The 17,034-nt window shown below is 40.3% G+C and carries 11 protein-coding genes; 5 read left to right on the top strand and 6 right to left on the bottom strand.

The features are described from left to right. Positions 1–129: 129 nt before the first annotated feature. Positions 130–1,191 carry a DUF4382 domain-containing protein gene (locus AC6I5C_RS03500; RefSeq protein ID WP_497903970.1) on the bottom strand — a complete coding sequence of 354 codons (1,062 nt, stop codon included), beginning with the start codon at positions 1,189–1,191 and terminating at the stop codon, positions 130–132. A gap of 311 nt (positions 1,192–1,502) precedes the next feature. Here AC6I5C_RS03500 and AC6I5C_RS03495 point away from each other — a divergent pair, with 311 nt between their 5' ends. Together AC6I5C_RS03495 and AC6I5C_RS03490 are read left to right on the top strand one after the other, a co-directional pair. Next, entirely contained in the window at positions 1,503–2,255 is a 753-nt protein-coding gene (locus AC6I5C_RS03495) for an SDR family NAD(P)-dependent oxidoreductase (protein ID WP_497903969.1), read from the top strand. A gap of 18 nt (positions 2,256–2,273) precedes the next feature. Beyond that, complete coding sequence (locus tag AC6I5C_RS03490) at positions 2,274–3,407, top strand: ATP-binding protein (protein WP_497903968.1); 1,134 nt, start codon at positions 2,274–2,276, stop codon at positions 3,405–3,407. A 248-nt stretch (positions 3,408–3,655) separates the two neighbouring features. Here AC6I5C_RS03490 and AC6I5C_RS03485 read toward each other — a convergent pair whose 3' ends face one another. The 3 genes from AC6I5C_RS03485 to amaB form a co-directional block, all read right to left on the bottom strand. Then, on the bottom strand, positions 3,656–4,180 hold the full coding sequence (locus AC6I5C_RS03485; RefSeq protein WP_497903967.1) for a hypothetical protein: 525 nt from the start codon (positions 4,178–4,180) through the stop codon (positions 3,656–3,658). A 16-nt stretch (positions 4,181–4,196) separates the two neighbouring features. Continuing rightward, positions 4,197–5,099, bottom strand: coding sequence for an OmpA family protein (locus AC6I5C_RS03480; protein WP_497903966.1), 903 nt, complete (start codon positions 5,097–5,099; stop codon positions 4,197–4,199). Between the two features lie 189 nt (positions 5,100–5,288). Continuing rightward, the gene (amaB, locus tag AC6I5C_RS03475; protein WP_497903965.1) at positions 5,289–6,842 is read right to left on the bottom strand and encodes an L-piperidine-6-carboxylate dehydrogenase; all 1,554 of its coding nucleotides are present in this window, start codon (positions 6,840–6,842) and stop codon (positions 5,289–5,291) included. 236 nt (positions 6,843–7,078) lie between these two features. On the opposite strand from amaB, the gene AC6I5C_RS03470 reads away from it, so the two are divergent. The 3 genes from AC6I5C_RS03470 (at position 7,079) to AC6I5C_RS03460 (ending at position 13,822) form a co-directional block, all read left to right on the top strand. After that, complete coding sequence (locus tag AC6I5C_RS03470; protein WP_497903964.1) at positions 7,079–12,658, top strand: alpha-2-macroglobulin family protein; 5,580 nt, start codon at positions 7,079–7,081, stop codon at positions 12,656–12,658. A gap of 116 nt (positions 12,659–12,774) precedes the next feature. Further along, complete coding sequence (locus AC6I5C_RS03465; RefSeq protein WP_497903963.1) at positions 12,775–13,506, top strand: YqjF family protein; 732 nt, start codon at positions 12,775–12,777, stop codon at positions 13,504–13,506. A gap of 10 nt (positions 13,507–13,516) precedes the next feature. Further along, on the top strand, positions 13,517–13,822 hold the full coding sequence (locus AC6I5C_RS03460) for an antibiotic biosynthesis monooxygenase family protein (protein ID WP_497903962.1): 306 nt from the start codon (positions 13,517–13,519) through the stop codon (positions 13,820–13,822). A 10-nt stretch (positions 13,823–13,832) separates the two neighbouring features. On the opposite strand, the gene AC6I5C_RS03455 is transcribed toward AC6I5C_RS03460, so the two are convergent. Then, positions 13,833–16,196, bottom strand: a complete 2,364-nt coding sequence (locus AC6I5C_RS03455; protein ID WP_497903961.1) for a T9SS type B sorting domain-containing protein — start codon at positions 16,194–16,196, stop codon at positions 13,833–13,835. A gap of 165 nt (positions 16,197–16,361) precedes the next feature. Further along, positions 16,362–17,034, bottom strand: a 673-nt coding sequence (locus AC6I5C_RS03450; protein WP_497903960.1) for an OmpA family protein, incomplete at its 5' end; no start/stop codon positions are given.

Raw genomic sequence — 17,034 nt, 5'->3', positions numbered from 1 at the left:
TAGTATCCTTAATTGAGGCTTGCAAATTGTTGAATTTTTTCCTGCCAAACTGTTAATTGTAGGTTAAAAAACAAAGAGCAGCACGTATTGTGCTGCTCTTTAACAATTTTTTATTAGGCTCCTAACATTTTATAACATAATGTCCCCTAAGTTAGTTGTTTCACCTGAAATTACTTCTACCTCAATAAATTCTGAAGTTTCCAAACCAGAACCTTCTTCTGGCGCCACATAAACATTATATATTCCAGCTGGAATCCCTTCCAACAAAAAGGTTCCAAGTTCATCAGTTGAAGCAGAAACCATTTCACCTTCCACCATTACTGAGGCAGTAGCGGAAAGTCCTTCGTTAAGAACCGTTCCCGCGATACTTCCAGGCATTAACGGCAAATTGATAACACCTACATCTGTATATTGGCCATTGATAACTTCAACACCTTGCACCACTGTATACGTATATCCAGAACCTTCGGCTGGGGTAATGGTAACGTCATAAGTTCCTTGAGGCACGCCATTTAAATTGAAAACGCCTTCTTCATCTGTATAAGCCGAAATAATATTACCATCTACTTCAACAGAAGCAACCGCTTGAATATTGGATGGAGAAACCATCCCTTCGATAATACCAGAAGCATATTCTGCACTGGCATAGATAACTGGCTTTAAATTGATATTTCCAGAATCGCCAGCAATTACAATAGACTCATCAACAGTGAAGTCCAATAAGAATTCGTAGGTAAATCCAGGATCCAAGGTTTCATTTACTTTAATCTTCAAACCAGATTGTTGTGCACTTGGGGTTTGTAAGTCATGTGTCACTCCGTCAATAACCACAGTGTTATCGTCGCCCAACACCAACCTAATTTGATTCAACATGCCAGAAGGCACTTCAAAATTGTCTACCAACAATACACTGATACCTCCGGTAAGTTCCAAAAGGTCGTAAACACCAGCATTGATAGGTCCTAAACTCTGCCAACCACTTTCGCCGTCGCTGTTATCATTCACCTTCACCATAACATCTTGAACATCTATAAAGACGTTATCAAAATCGCCAGGTTCATCGGATAATCTAACAGAAATAAAAGAGGTGCCTTCCACGCCATTTCCAGTAGAGGAATCGCTACTACAATTTGAAAGGGTAAAAAATATGACAGCGCTAAATAATAAAAAGGATGTTTTTAAAATCTTCATAAATAATTTGGGGTTTTGTCTATATATACGCAGCATATCCTTCATTTAGATTATTCAACTCAAAAATCCGACCATACATTTCTAAAAAACAATCGATTACAAAAATATTTTAACATAAACAGTCAAAACTTCACAAATAAGCTTTCTTCAGCTTACTTTATTCCTTTACATTTCTGTAACTTTAGTTTGTTTTTAAAGACCTGTACCGCCAAAAAAGTTTGCAAATTTATGCCATTTCTCAATTTAGGAAAGGCATTTTTGCAATAATCTAAAATCATAAACGCTAAAATTACCTAGTTAATATAAAATCAATGAAAAAAACTGCTTTAATCACCGGAGCAACCAGCGGAATTGGACGCGCCACCGCCCATATTTTTGCCAAAAACGGCATTCAATTGGTATTATGCGGCAGACGACAAGAACGTTTGGACACTATTGAAGAAGCCCTTAAGAAAGAGACCAACGTGATTACTTTAAACTTCGACGTGAGAGATAAAGAAGCCACTTTAAATGCCATTGCTTCCTTGCCCGAAGATTTCAAAAATATCGATATTTTAATCAATAATGCAGGTAACGCCCATGGATTGGACCCTATACAAAATGGATCTTTAGACGATTGGGATGCTATGATGGACATTAATGTAAAAGGACTGTTGTATGTGAGCAAAGCTGTAATTCCAGGAATGACAGAACGCAAATCTGGTCATATTATCAACATTGGTTCTTCTGCGGGAAAAGAAGTATACCCCAAAGGAAATGTTTACTGCGGAAGCAAACATGCCGTATTGGCTATAACGGAAGGAATGCGCATTGACCTCAACCAATTTGGCATTAAGGTAAGTGCCGTGAATCCAGGGATGGTAGAAACCGAGTTCTCTCAAGTGCGTTTTAAGGGAGATCCTGTAGCGGATACCGTTTACAAAGGATTTGAGGCCCTTCAAGCAGAAGACATTGCCGAGATTATTTATTTTGTTGTATCACGCCCGGCACACGTCAATGTTGCAGACTTATTGGTATTTCCAACTGCACAGGCTTCCTCAACCATCGTTAAAAAAGAGCTATAACCTTTAAGAAACAGCTATATGATCAATAAACGCCTACTCATTAAAAACCTACTCGCACATAACGACGAGAACAGTTTTTATGATAAAAAGCGTAAAATCGATATTAGCCAAAAGGAAGGAAAGGCCAAATTTTTAAAGCACATCTGCGCGCTTTCCAATAGCAACCCCAAAAACAACTCGTATATCGTTATTGGTGTTGATGATGAAGACAATAAAATTTGGGGAGTGGATTTCTTTGATGACAGTAAGATTCAAAACCTGATCAACGCCTATTTAACCAACCCACCCATTGTGCAATATGAGAATATTCCCTTTCCGCATTTGCCAGATAACAAGGTGGTGGGTTTGGTAACCATCAGGCCCATTGGAAAAATTACTTCCCTACGGAAAAACATTTGGAAATACTACGGAGGTTCTGTGTTTTTTAGGGAAGGCAGCATGAGCATGCCCAAAGTTTTCGATGTTGAGATCAAAGATGTCAACTCTAAAATTGTGGAGGCCATCGAGCACCATTCCCAAAACAATATTGAATACACTTTGGATGGGGTGTTCGACTTCATGAACAAGCGCAAGGATTACAACCCGCAGTACAAAGTTTTTAAGGAATACTTCGTGTTATGTTGGTCTGGAAAGAAAAAGACAGTTAAGGAGGAAATATTCTTTTCTAGAGTAGATATTGAATTGGTAAATGAACAAGTTCGAATTTTCTTTTCCAATCTAGACGAGGTTTCCATTAGTTATGACGATAGCAGTTTCAAAATCATTGAATACGTTAGATTAGGGCTTCAAAACTCCTACAGATACTACCCTTTGGAAGAAACGCTTATCAGTTTTGAGGATAACGCCAATTACAATATCGACGCCAAATTATTGTTTCAGCCACCTCAATTCGATAAAAAGGTATTGCATCACATTTACAACACCAACAATACCCTATTGACAAAACTAAAAAAAGGACTCACCTTAACACCCAATGAACTTGCCGACCTAAGAAACCTTCCTGAAACCTATTTAATTTGCTATCTCAACTTGTTTCACAATGCCATTGACAAACTTAACGAGGCCAAACCTTACCTAAGACAATACAGCGAAAGCATCTATGATTCCTACAAAGATGCCATGCGGATTTTAAGAAAAGTGAAGTACAGTTAAATGGTCTTTTCGACCTTTACCGATTATACATTTTTTGGTACCAACTATAGAATTCCATCTTTTCAGAAACTTCTTTTTCACGAATTTAGCCTAGCTATTAATCAATTAAATACATACCCTATTTCTCCCGATAAAAGTTCGGCATTGAAATAGGGTTTTGTTTTTTAAACCAATACTTTCTTAAAATAAAAAAGCCGCTTCAAAAATCGAAACGGCTTTTATCATACAGCCCCACCACTCTAATTTATTTAAAGGCCTCCATCAAGTTCTTGTTGCCAATCAAAAAGTTCCTTCCATTTGCCTTCATAGGCCAATAAAGCCTGTTTTGGCCAAGTTTTTGGATTATGGATTTTATAGGCTTCACCACCATCATCCAATACTTCTTGACATTTCGGTACACTACATTCCGATAGTGCTTTCCAAGTATGCACGCCATGTTTATGAAACAACTCTTGAATTTTAGGACCAATACCTTCTACAATAGTCAAGTCATTTTCTTTGACAACTTTGCCAAAGATCGCCTTGGCTTCCGCAGCATTAAAAGGCATAGCAGCATGCGCCATGGCAGCCGCCATACGACTATCCTGCATTTGGATGGCTCCAAGTTTATCTTTACAGGATTTCAGGTTGCCCTCTAAATCGGCAATCTTGTTTTTCAACGCTTGAATTTCTGCGGTATTGTCAGGTCCTTTTCCTAGCATTTTGCCTAACAGATACCCTAAGAGGGCACAAATGGCCCCAACTATGATTGGAATTAAACTACACATATTCATAATTTATCTTTTTGGTTTATGGTTTGTTAACAGTTACAATGGTTCTTCGGTTAGCAGCACGCCCTTCGGTAGTGCTATTGTCTGCAATAGGTTCAGAAGACCCCTTGGATTCAGTCATGACTTTAGCCTCTGGAATGTGATGTGTTACCAAATAGGTTTTGGCAAAATCGGCACGTTCTTTACCCAATACCATGTTGTGATCTTCTGGACCTGTGGTATCGGTATGCCCAACAATGGTACAAGTGGCACCATCCACCTTGTCAAGATATCTTGAGATTTTAGCAAACTTTTCACGCTGTTCCTCGGTTAGCTTAATGACGAACTCATCAATTCCAAAGTTCAGCACCAAAGGGTTACTGTTGATCTCGTCTGCCAAAGCATCCAAATCACCATGATCCCCAGTAGTTGCCACAGCAAACTCCACAGGACCGTAATAAATGTTGTCTGCATCAGGAACCATGGCATCATAAAGCTTGCCATGAGTATCAATAACTCGAGAAGAAATTCCTTTGGATACAAAATAGTTCTTGACCGCTCCAGCCCTGGCCAATCCTAAATTGGGGTAAGCCGTGTGGTTGACCTCATCACTTTTGTAATACCCTGTAATACTAACAGACTTGTCTGGGTTTTCAGCCAAATAGGCCGACAATTGCATTACCCCGTCTGTAACTTTTCCGGAAAGTGGCTCTAAAATGGTCATTTCCGATGTCTTAAAGTTAAAATTGTCATTAACCTTGACATCCAAATTGCCATTGGCATCTTGAACCAAAAATGGATTTTTGGTTGGTTCAATTACTGGTTCTGAAACAATCTCTTCCACCACAATTTCCTCCACCTTATCACAGCAGTAATAATAGTTTAAAAATGCGCCAAGAAGGATTGTAATCAGAATACCGAGTTGGTACGTTAATTTACTCATCTAGCTAAGGATTAATTAATTAACCTTGAAATTACTAAATTTTGAGCAACTTTTAACATAAATGAACAAGGAAAATTTTTCTGACTTAAAATAAGGTAACAGATGAAATTATTTACAAGTCAATTTAATACGCTTTAAACAAAAAAAGCCCCATTTTTCAATGGAGATTTTCTAACTATAATTCGTCTTCTACAAGTCGAATTTAATTCCTTGTGCCAATGGCAGCTCAGTAGTGTAGTTAATCGTATTCGTTTGTCTACGCATATACACTTTCCAAGCATCACTTCCAGATTCTCGTCCGCCACCGGTTTCCTTTTCACCTCCAAAAGCACCTCCAATTTCAGCTCCTGAAGTTCCAATATTTACATTGGCAATCCCACAATCAGACCCTGCAACCGACAAAAAGCGTTCTGCTTCACGCAAATTATTGGTCATAATTGCCGAACTCAAACCTTGGGCAACACCATTTTGAATCTCAATGGCATTTTCAACATCTCCAGAATATTTCAGCAAGTACAGTACTGGTGCAAAAGTCTCGTGCTGCACAATTTCAAATTCTGGCTGTGCTTCGGCAATGGCAGGTTTTACATAGCATCCACTTTCATAACCCTCACCAGAAAGAACTCCGCCTTCAACCAAAATTTTACCACCTTCGGCAACCACTTTGTCCAAAGCCGCTTCGTACATGGCCACAGCATCCTTATCAATTAAAGGCCCAACATGATTGTGCTGATCTAAAGGGTTTCCTATGCGCAATTGCTTGTAAGCATCCACTATGGCCTGCTTCACTTTATCATAAATACTATCGTGAATGATCAGTCGGCGTGTAGAGGTGCAGCGTTGTCCACAGGTTCCCACAGCCCCAAACACAGCGCCAATCACCGTCATTTTAATATCAGCATCTGGAGTCACAATAATCGCATTGTTTCCTCCCAGTTCCAATAAAGATTTTCCTAAACGAGCGGCCACTTCCCGTGCTACAATTTTTCCCATTCGGGTGGAGCCTGTTGCCGATATTAAAGGCACTCGAGTATCCTTAGTCATAAACTCTCCTACACGATAATCGCCATTGATCAAGCAGGAAATTCCTTCTGGCAAATTGTTGGCGGCAAAAACTTCTGCTGCCAAATTTTGGCAAGCCACCCCACAAAGCGGTGCCTTTTCGCTTGGTTTCCACAAACACACATCACCACAAACCCAAGCCAATGCCGTGTTCCAAGACCAAACTGCTACCGGAAAATTAAAGGCCGAAATAATACCAACAACTCCCAAAGGATGGTACTGTTCGTACATTCTGTGTCCTGGACGTTCCGAATGCATAGTCAAACCATGCAATTGACGCGACAAACCAACAGCAAAATCACAGATGTCTATCATTTCCTGAACTTCACCCAAACCTTCTTGATACGATTTCCCCATCTCGTAAGACACCAATTTTCCTAGCGCTTCCTTTTTCTCTCTCAATTTTTCCCCAAACTGCCTTACTATCTCCCCTCTTTGAGGAGCAGGAGTACTGCGCCAAATTTTGAAGGCAGAAGTTGCCGACTCCATAACCCTTTCATAATCTTCCTTTGTAGTAGATTTTACCTTGGCAATAAGTTGTCCATCTACTGGAGAAAAACTTTCAATAATATCACCATTTGAAAAACTTTGAGATCCTGTGGAAGTCCCTTCATTTATATCTTTTATCCCTAATTCCTCTAGGGCTTTTTCTATCCCGAAATCTATTGCAACTGCCTGCATAATTTAAAATTTTTGAATTATTTGTTTGCTTTTTTGCGAATATACTAATAATAAGTCGCTTTTATAAAGTCCACATTGCTTTATAAGTGTTAACTTTAGCCCTTTACACCGTCATTTTAAGACAAATTTAACAACCAAACCGAATCTAAACCTAACCCATTGAACGTAATTATTTTAACAAGAAACCACGCACGATTTCTTACAATTAAGTTCATTCATTTTATCACCACCAACCTATGCTTCTAAGAAAATTATTTGCTATCGCACTTGTGATGGCGCTTGCCGTATCCTGTAAAAAGAAAGAAGAACCCGACAATATTTTTAAGTTCAGGGAATACATTAGCTACACCACCTCTGGGATGGTCTCTGTAGCCGAACCCATTCAAATTAATTTGGCCAAAGATGTGGAAGGCTGGGAAATGGGCCAGGAAATCAATGATAAATTAGTTAGTATATCACCGTATGTTCAGGGAACTTTGACCGTTGCCAACAACCATTCCTTATTATTTACTCCGGATGAACCATTTGATTCTTCAACAGAGTATACGGTAACCGTTAAATTGAAAGACATCTACCAAAACATTCCTGATGAGTTTAAGGATTACACCTTTCAATTTAAAACCATCACTCCAAATTTCAACATTACCACTAACAACCTGCAGTCGTACAGCAAGAACTGGCAATATTTGGAAGGTATGATTAAGTCGGCTGATGTAATCTCTCTTGACAACGCCAAACAACTGCTTACAGCCTCCCAAAACAATAAGCCTCTAAGTATTGTTTTCAATGAAAGCAGTGCAAGTGCTAAGGTCTTCGAATTCAAAATCGATAGTATCAACCGTAAGATGGAAGACTCCAAAATTGTGGTGACTTGGAACGGAAAAACCATAAAGGCCACCAATGAAGGAGAACGCGAAATCACCATTCCCGGCACCAATAACTTCACTATTGTAGATGTGTCCGTAATCCAGTCGCCAGAGCAGTGCTTATCCCTAAACTTCTCCGATCCTTTAAAGCAACAGCAGAATTTTGATGGTTTGGTAAGCATTCAAAATGTGAAATCCCCAAAATTTGTGGTGGATGGCAATGTGTTAAAAGTCTATCCAGATGCTAAATTGGTGGGTAATATCCAAATTGATGTTTTTCAAGGCATCACCAACCAAGACGGTTTCAAACTAAAAACGCCTTATTCTGAAATCCTGTCCTTTGAAGAGCTCAAACCCAATGTGAAATTGATTGGAAGCGGCTCGATTTTACCAAATTCAAAAGAACTGAAATTCAATTTTGAAGCTGTTAACTTAAAAGCGGTTGATGTACGCATTATCAAGATTTTCGAAGACAATGTGCTTCAGTTTTTACAAGACAATAACCTAAACAGTAACAGTTCCCGAGACATTAGAAAAGTGGGGAGAAGAATTGCCAAACATACCATTCCACTTATTCAAAACGAAACTGAAAACACAGGAAAATGGAAGTCTTACAGTATCGACCTTTCAAAATACTTTCAAGCTGAACCAGGCGCTATCTACCGTGTAGAATTAAGTTTCGACAAAAGTTATTCTCTGTACCATTGCGATGCACATTCGGCGACCTCCACTTCCAAAGATGATGAGGAATACGATGAATACTATTATGATGAAGAGTATTATTATGACGAAGATTATACTGAAACCGACACCGAAGACGAGGATTTAAAGGAAGAAGAATATTGGGACAATCTCACCTACCGCTACCGCCACTATACCTATAATTGGAACGAGAAAAATAATCCTTGCCATGATGCCTATTACAACGAAGACCGCATCATCACGCAAAACTTGATCGCATCTAACTTAGGAGCCATTGTAAAACAAGGAGCCAACAACTCTTACTATTTTGCCGTAACCAACATTTTAACTACCAATCCAGAGTCTAACGCCACGGTAGCCATTTACAACTACCAACAACAGGAAATCGCAAGAGCCTCCACAGACGAAGAAGGTCTTACTTTGATTGACTCCGATAAACATGCGGCGTTTGCCATCGTTACTAAAGGACAAAGTACCACTTATGTCAAACTTCACGATGGAAATTCATTATCGCTGAGCAAATTTGACATCTCCGGAAACAAACTGCAACGCGGCCTAAAAGGTTACATTTATGGCGAACGCGGCGTATGGCGTCCAGGCGATTCACTGCACCTTACCTTTATCTTAAATGATGTCCAAAACAAACTTCCAAAAGGACATCCCGTAAAAATGGAAGTTACAGATCCTAGCGGCAAACTCATTTACAAAAATGTCACTACCGAAAATGTTGATCAGTTTTACAAATTTACTGTACCAACATTATCCGAAGGAAAAACAGGGAACTATGGCGCGAAAGTTTCCGTTGGTGGAGCGGTATTTCATAAATCCCTTAAAATAGAAACGGTAAAGCCCAACAGGTTAAAGCTAAATTTGGATTTTGAAAATGAGATATTAGGCTACAACGCACCTCTCAAAGGAATTTTGGATGTAAAATGGTTACATGGAGCCCCAGGAAAAAATCTAAAAGCCGAAGTGAAAGCTAAATTCAGTACTTCCTATAGCGGTTTTGAAAACTATAAGGACTATACCTTTGTAGATCCTTCAAGAGAATTCAACACCGAAGAGCTCAACATTTTTGAAGGCAATGTAGATGCCGAGGGTCTAGCTCAAATCAATTCAAAACTGGAGATTGGCAAAAATGCCCCAGGAATGTTGAACGCACAATTTTTGGTACGTGCCTTTGAAAACGGAGGAGATTTCTCATTAAACGCTTTCACAAAATCTTATGCCCCATACAAAACTTTCGTTGGTTTAAAATCCCCAAAAGGCAATGCCTACGGGTCTTTACCTACGGAAGAAGACCAAACCGTTGACATTGTTGTTGTGGATAAAGATGGAAAACCTGTACAGCGTGATGGTTTGGAAGTAAAAGTATATAAAATTGAATGGCGTTGGTGGTGGAACTCCTCTTACGACAACTTATCCAGCTATGCTTCCAGCTCATACCACACACCGTTTTTCAATACAACAATAGACACAGATTCCAAAGGAAAAGGAACTTTTAAAGTAAATGTCCCTGATTATAGACGCGGCCGTTACTTGATTAGAGTTATCGATCCAGTAAGCGGGCACGCTACCGGGCTCACCGTTTATTTCTACAAAAATTGGTGGCAAAAAGCCCCATCAGCCGATAAAGAAGCCGCCAAAATGTTGGTGTTTGCGGCCGATAAAGAGAAATACAATGTAGGCGAAACAGCCAAAATCACCTTCCAATCCGGATCTGAGGGAAGAGCTTTGTTAAGTATTGAAAACGGCACCGAGGTTATCGACTTCAACTGGGTAAAAACCCAACCCGGTGAAACCACTGTGGAATTGCCAATTAGGTCATTAATGGCACCAAACGTATTCATCAATATTTCACTATTGCAGCCCCATGCTATTTCGGCCAACGATCTCCCCATTAGGCTTTACGGGGTCATTCCAATTATGGTGGAAGATCCAGATACCCGTTTGGAGCCCGAACTAAAAATGCCCGATGTGTTACGTCCAGAACAGACCTTCGAAATCAATGTTTCCGAAAAACAGGACAAGCCAATGACCTATACCATTGCGATGGTAGAAGAAGGCCTTTTGGATCTTACGCGTTTCAAAACACCAAATGCTTGGGATACCTTCTATGCCCGTGAAGCCTTGGGCGTAAAAACCTGGGATATCTACGACGATGTGATTGGTGCGTATTCAGGAAGTATCGACCAAGTGTTTGCTGTGGGTGGCGATGGCTATGCTACAGCTGGTAAAAACAAAAAAGCCAACCGTTTTAAACCTGTAGTAAGTTATATAGGCCCATTTACCTTAAAAGCTGGCGAAACACGCACTCATAACTTAAAACTCCCAAACTACATAGGAGCCGTGAGAACCATGGTGGTTGCTGGAAACAACCAAACTGAAGCCTATGGAAGCACAGACAAATCTGTACAGGTTAAAAAACCTTTAATGGTTTTGGCATCGCTTCCGCGGAAATTAAGTCCTGGCGAAAAAGTGACACTTCCAGTGACCGTTTTTGCCATGGAGGACAAGGTAAAAACTGTCAACTTGAGCTTAAAATTAAGCAATGGCATTACCATAGAAGGAGCCCCTTCCCAAACCCTTTCGTTTAGCAAACCAGGCGAACAAATGGCTTACTTTTCATTGGATGTGAGTAAAGCCAAAGGCATCAGCACGGTAGAAGTCATCGCCAAAGGAAACGGAGAACAGTCTTCCTATAAGGTTGAAATGGACGTTATCAATCCCAATCCAATCAGTTCAAGGGCGATAGATTCTATTTTAGAAGGCAATACCAATAAAACAATTGACTTTACAACATTTGGAGTGCCCGGTAGCAACAGTGCTACCGTAGAGTTTTCAACCCTCCCTCCAATGGATTTTACACGTAGATTACAATACTTGATCCAATATCCTCACGGCTGTGTAGAGCAAACTACTTCCAGCGTGTTCCCGCAATTGTATTTGGGAGACATATTCGATTTGACTGGAGACAAAAAGAAATCCATCCAGAGCAATATTGAAAACGGCATCAAACGTTTATCACATTTCCAAACGGCAAATGGTGGTATGGGCTATTGGATGGGTGAAGCAACAGCCAATGATTGGGGAACCTCTTATGCTGGACATTTTATGTTGGAAGCCGAGAAAAAAGGATTTGTACTGCCTTTGACCTTTAAGAGCAATTGGCTGCAATACCAAAGACAAGCTGCTAGGGATTGGAGACCAAGTTACCGCTCCCATAATTCCGATTTGGCTCAAGCTTACCGCTTATATACTTTGGCTTTGGCTGGAGCACCAGATTTGGCAGCCATGAACCGCCTACGTGAGTTTACTGAGCTGTCCAATGAAGCCAAATGGCGTTTGGCTGCTGCTTATGCGTTGGCCGGTCAAAAGGAAGCAAGTGAGCAAATTTCCAATTCGGCGAACATTCATTTCACGTCTTCCCAATACAACTATTACACCTATGGTTCAGTAGAAAGAAATCGTGCCATGGCGTTTGAGACGATGGTCTTGACCAAAAATCCGCAGATGAGGGAAACTGCCGAATATATTGCCAACAGCCTATCTAGCAACAAATGGATGAGTACCCAAACTACGGCCTATTGCTTGATGGCCATGGCAAAAATGGTAAACTCCAATGGCGGCAAAGCTTTAAACCTGGCTTATACTTTCAATGGAACAACAGAAACCATAAACACCAAAAATGCCATTGCACAACGTCAATTGAAGGTTTCTGAAGGCACTAATGCCATAACCTTCACCAATAACATAAACAACACGGTTTATGTACGAATCTTGAATTCTGGAAAATTACCGCTGGGTGAAGAATTGACCGAACAACGCGGATTAAGTGTTTCGGTAGTTTACAAAGATTTAGGCGGCAATCCTGTGGATATAACCAAACTTCAGCAAGGACAGGACTTTGTAGCCACAGTTAAAGTGAGCAACCTAAAAGAAGAAAACGTCAATGATATCGCATTAACCCAAATATTCCCTTCCGGCTGGGAAATTGTCAACACACGCTTTACCGATTTTGGTGATACTACAGTTAGTCAAGCACGCTATACCGATATTAGGGACGACCGTGTAAATTTCTATTTTGATTTGAGCAAGAAAGGTCCACAGGATACCAAAACTTTCAACATCATGTTGAATGCATCGTATTTGGGCACGTATTACCTTCCGGGAATTCAAGTAGAAGCTATGTATGACAATGATTATTTAGTGAGAAACAAAGGAAAATGGGTGGATGTTGTAAAATAAATCGGAGCTGAAATCTATTTGAGATTGCGTAACCAGGATAAAGCTGAAAACAAAATAAATGTGTAATTTTAAGGAAGTTGACAACTGCGATAGATCTTCCTTGAAAATACACTAAAATGAAAGCTACAGAGCTATTACAACACACTAAACACCGCTCGTTTAACATACCAAAAAGGCCTTGGAAATTCTATCAAGAATGGAACAAGGCCCTTTTTTTTCATTGGGAAATCGAACCTAAGGAATTGGAGCCACTACTCCCTAAAGGATTGGAATTAGATACCATAAATGGGAAAGCATGGCTTAGCTTGGTAGCGTTCGACATGAACAATATAGGGGTTAGGAGTGTTCCAAAATTACCCCATATTTCTGATTTTCATGAAATCAACCTTCGCACTTATGTCAAAAGACATGGAAAACCTAGCGTTTATTTTTTGAGTATGGAAGGCAGCAAAAGGTCCTCTTGCAGTATCTTGAAAATGATTTCGAAGTTCCCTTATCAACATGCCAATATCATGCGCAACGATTACAGCTATCATTCACAAAACACCAAACAAAATAATAGCCTTGATGTGGAATACAGGCTTGGCGACTATTTGAATTATAAGGACGAGACGGATATATGGCTAACGGAGCGTTATGCTGTTTTTCAGGATTATCGAGACAACCTAATTGCCTATGATGTCCATCATTTGGAATGGCCTATCCAAACTCTAAATATCAAAAAATTGGAGGTCCATTATCCTAAATTCGACATGTTTTTAAATACCCCTCCAAATCGAAGCCACTACTCCAAAGGCGTTCAGGTTTTGACTTGGGGAAAACGCAAATTGCCCATTGCCCACTCTTAACACACAACCAATGAATACAGAGTTTCAACCCTATTATGCGGTTATTTTCACCTCAAAACACAGCAACACACTTGAAGGCTACACTGAAATGGCCCAACAAATGGAAGATCTAGCCCAGAAACAACCAGGCTTTTTGGGAATAGATAGTGCCCGAAATGACATAGGCATCACCGTTAGCTATTGGGAAAGTTTAGAAAGCATCCAACAATGGAAACAACACAGTGAACATTTGGCAGCTCAACGCAAAGGAAGAACCCATTGGTACAGCTGGTACAATGTAAAAATCTGTAAGGTAGAGCGCGAATACGAGTTCTAAAGCATTTGGATTATCGCTTCAAGGTAAAATGCCCTTGAAAAACCTGGCCTTCAATCTTGATGAAATACCAATAATCGCTTGTAGGCATTAGGGCATCGTTATAGGTGCCATCCCAAGCAAAAGAGGTATTCCTTGAACTCACCAACAATTTCCCGAAACGATCAAACACATAAACTTCGGAAGATGAAAAGGACTCAATTCCTACCAAATCAAAACGGTCATTATGTCCATCGAAATTAGGTGTCATCAACTTTGGAATCATAAAATGTAGATATTCCCTCACCGCTTCTTCACAACCATTAATTTCTTTTACATGGATGGTATAATATCCTCCAGGCACATTGGTAAACACATTGCTGGATTGATAATCTTCCCCATCTAAAGAATACAAATAGTCCCCGTCATTTTGCATGGTAACAATAATTGAAGCACCATTTGAAACCACGTTTTGGATCACTGGTGGCCCAACTTCAATTAAAGTAATGGTCTTTGTAGCTTTACACCCTTCCGGACTGGTAACTTCCACCGTATAAATTCCTGCCTCATTAACATTTATAGCCTCCGTGGTCTGTCCGGTACTCCACATATAACTCACATCCATTATTTCAGCATGAAGCATAATATAATCTCCCTCACAAAAATATAAGGTTTCATCCCAAACATCTGGGGTTTCGAAAAGATTCAGGCTTACAGGAACACTTCCTTGTGAAGGACAGCCGGTATCTTCAAAAACAGCCACAGCATAATAAGTTCCCAATTCTGAAACTTGCAAAGATGTACTATTTTCCATTAACAAAGTGCCTCCAGTTTCGGAATCATACCAATTAACAGTCACTCCAACTGGTACTGTAACACTTAATTCCGCCGTTGCTTCCTCGCATACATACACATCACCATCACTCAAAGGCAATTCTGGATAAATCATTGAGGTTGAAACCGGTGTTCGCATATCTGAAGTACACCCCGTATCAGGAAATACTGCTTCTGCGTAATAGGTGCCTTCTTGTATTGCTTCATAGGTCAGACTATTGGCCAGTAACAAAGTGCCTCCGGTTTCAGAATCATACCAATTTACCTGAACACCATTTGGTACAGAAACAGAAAGTAAGGCCAAATCATCATAACAATTAAACGTTATGTCTCCATCACTCAAAGGCCCATCAGGAATACTACCAAACGCTGACACTTCTGTTCTAGGAAAAGATACACAGCCTGTTACAGGATCTACCGTCTCCACGTAAAAAGTGCCCGCCGTTGTAGCATTATAACTAAGGCTGTTTTCTTCCAACAAACTCCCATCTGTAGCCGCATCATACCAATTCACAATAAGACCGTTTTCAGCTGTAACGGATAATAAAGCCTGCCCTGTATTGCAATTAAAATCGACATTCCCTTCACTAATTGCCACTTCGGGATCTGGATTGATATCAATATAAAATACTTCGGAATAGGTGATACATTGATCATTAGCTAAGTTAATCGATGCTTCTGCAACTTTAGTTCTAAAGTATTTTGGACCATCAACCGCTACTGTAACATTTTGTCCTGTAACTCCCGGCATATCCGTCCAATTTCCACCATCAATACTCTCTTGCCATTGAAAGGCGTGTGTAGTATATACGGCGTAATCTGGCGTAGCATTTAGATCTAAATCATACGGAATGGCGCTATTACAAATGGTCGCTTCAGTATTGCCCAAAGTATCGGTCACCACTGTCGTATCTCCACACGCTTTAAAGACAATATCGTCGATGGCTAAATCATTTCCGCAGCCACCGGGTGCATTGTTGATCATTTTTAATATTACGGAGGTTTGCCCTGCTTCAGTTTGAAAAACCAACCCATATTGATCCCAAACTATATCAGTTTGGGAATTAATATCACCCGTATCTCCAGTAGCCAAAATATTGGTATTGGTACTGTCCCAAATTTGAAAAGTAACATTAATTGGGATCCCCCCATTAGCACAGACCGTTGTAGAAGGGTTTACCAAATTTAATATCCATGCTGAAAATTCATAGGTTGTAAATTCACAAAGTCCCGTAATAGTGGTTTTATAAAATATCCCTGGCACAAAATCTCCATTAACAATTAAGCATTTTCCATTGGTATCATTTGGGGTATGATCCCCAGTTTCATGCCAAGCATGATAATCTGTAGAATTGGAAATAGTGTAAGCTCCTCCATTAGGAGCTCCATTTATATAATTATAGGTTGTCACTGAACTCGACAAAGGCGGTCCATTCGTTGTTCCAGTTCCAAAATCTTCAACAAAAATAGGGTCTCCAGAGCTACCAGCACAAAAACCTAATTGTGCAAAACTGGAAAATGTTCCCAAAACATAAATCAACAAGACTAGCTTAATAAATTTCATTTAAAGAATTAACATGAATTAATCAAGAAACTTAAACGATATGAAAATTATTGGAAAATTTAAATCAGTTATTAACTTTCAAATAACATTCAGATAATTTAAACTAACAAAAAAAGCCCCATCATTTCTGACGGGGCTCAATTAACACTTAGTTATTCAGTTAGGTTAGTTTGCTGTTTTAGGTCCACCGCTCACGATGATGAACTCCGATCTACGGTTCAGCTGGTGCTGCTCTTCGGTGCAGTTTGCGCCACAATCAACCTTAGGCTCGGTCTCTCCCTTACCCTCTCCGGTGATGCGGCTCTTGTCGATGCCCTTCGAGATCACGTACTGTGCAGTAGACTTCGCACGTCTGTCAGACAGTGACATGTTGTAGGCATCAGATCCGCGGCTGTCCGTATGTGAAGTGGCCAAGATTACCATATCCGGGTACTTGGTCATCACCTGTACCAGCTTGTCAAGCTCAAAGGCCGCCTGTGCCGTAATGTTCGATTTGTCGAAGTCGAAGTAGATCGGGTTAAGTACTACCTGGTCCGCTACGATCAGCTCCTCGATAGGTGCCAGCTCAACAGATTCCCTTACTTCCTTCTCAAGGCTTCCTTCTATGGACACTCTCTTACCGATGTGGTCCGCAGAGGTCACCCCAAGTTCCGTATCCGTCTCGCACAATATGCTGAAGCTTACCATACCCTGCGCATCGGAAACGGCACTGCCCAGTTCCTCCCCGTTGGCTGCATACAATGTGGCCATCGCTCCAACGATCGCCTCCTTGCTCTTCTCATCTGTGATCTTAACCAACAATTGGGTATCGCATGGCTCCTCTACCTTTCTAACGCGG

This window comes from Mangrovimonas sp. sgz306409, from assembly GCF_059735265.1.
Note: the sequence above shows the minus strand (reverse complement) of the source record. Positions and strands in the feature narration are given on the sequence as shown.

Coding starts and splice junctions, on each gene's coding strand:
- AC6I5C_RS03465 (WP_497903963.1), top strand. CDS start 12,775: ATGAAAGCTACAGAGCTATTACAACACACTAAACACCGCTCGTTTAAC.
- AC6I5C_RS03470 (WP_497903964.1), top strand. CDS start 7,079: ATGCTTCTAAGAAAATTATTTGCTATCGCACTTGTGATGGCGCTTGCC.
- AC6I5C_RS03455 (WP_497903961.1), bottom strand. CDS start 16,196: ATGAAATTTATTAAGCTAGTCTTGTTGATTTATGTTTTGGGAACATTT.
- AC6I5C_RS03500 (WP_497903970.1), bottom strand. CDS start 1,191: ATGAAGATTTTAAAAACATCCTTTTTATTATTTAGCGCTGTCATATTT.
- AC6I5C_RS03460 (WP_497903962.1), top strand. CDS start 13,517: ATGAATACAGAGTTTCAACCCTATTATGCGGTTATTTTCACCTCAAAA.
- AC6I5C_RS03485 (WP_497903967.1), bottom strand. CDS start 4,180: ATGAATATGTGTAGTTTAATTCCAATCATAGTTGGGGCCATTTGTGCC.
- AC6I5C_RS03490 (WP_497903968.1), top strand. CDS start 2,274: ATGATCAATAAACGCCTACTCATTAAAAACCTACTCGCACATAACGAC.
- AC6I5C_RS03480 (WP_497903966.1), bottom strand. CDS start 5,099: ATGAGTAAATTAACGTACCAACTCGGTATTCTGATTACAATCCTTCTT.
- AC6I5C_RS03495 (WP_497903969.1), top strand. CDS start 1,503: ATGAAAAAAACTGCTTTAATCACCGGAGCAACCAGCGGAATTGGACGC.
- amaB (WP_497903965.1), bottom strand. CDS start 6,842: ATGCAGGCAGTTGCAATAGATTTCGGGATAGAAAAAGCCCTAGAGGAA.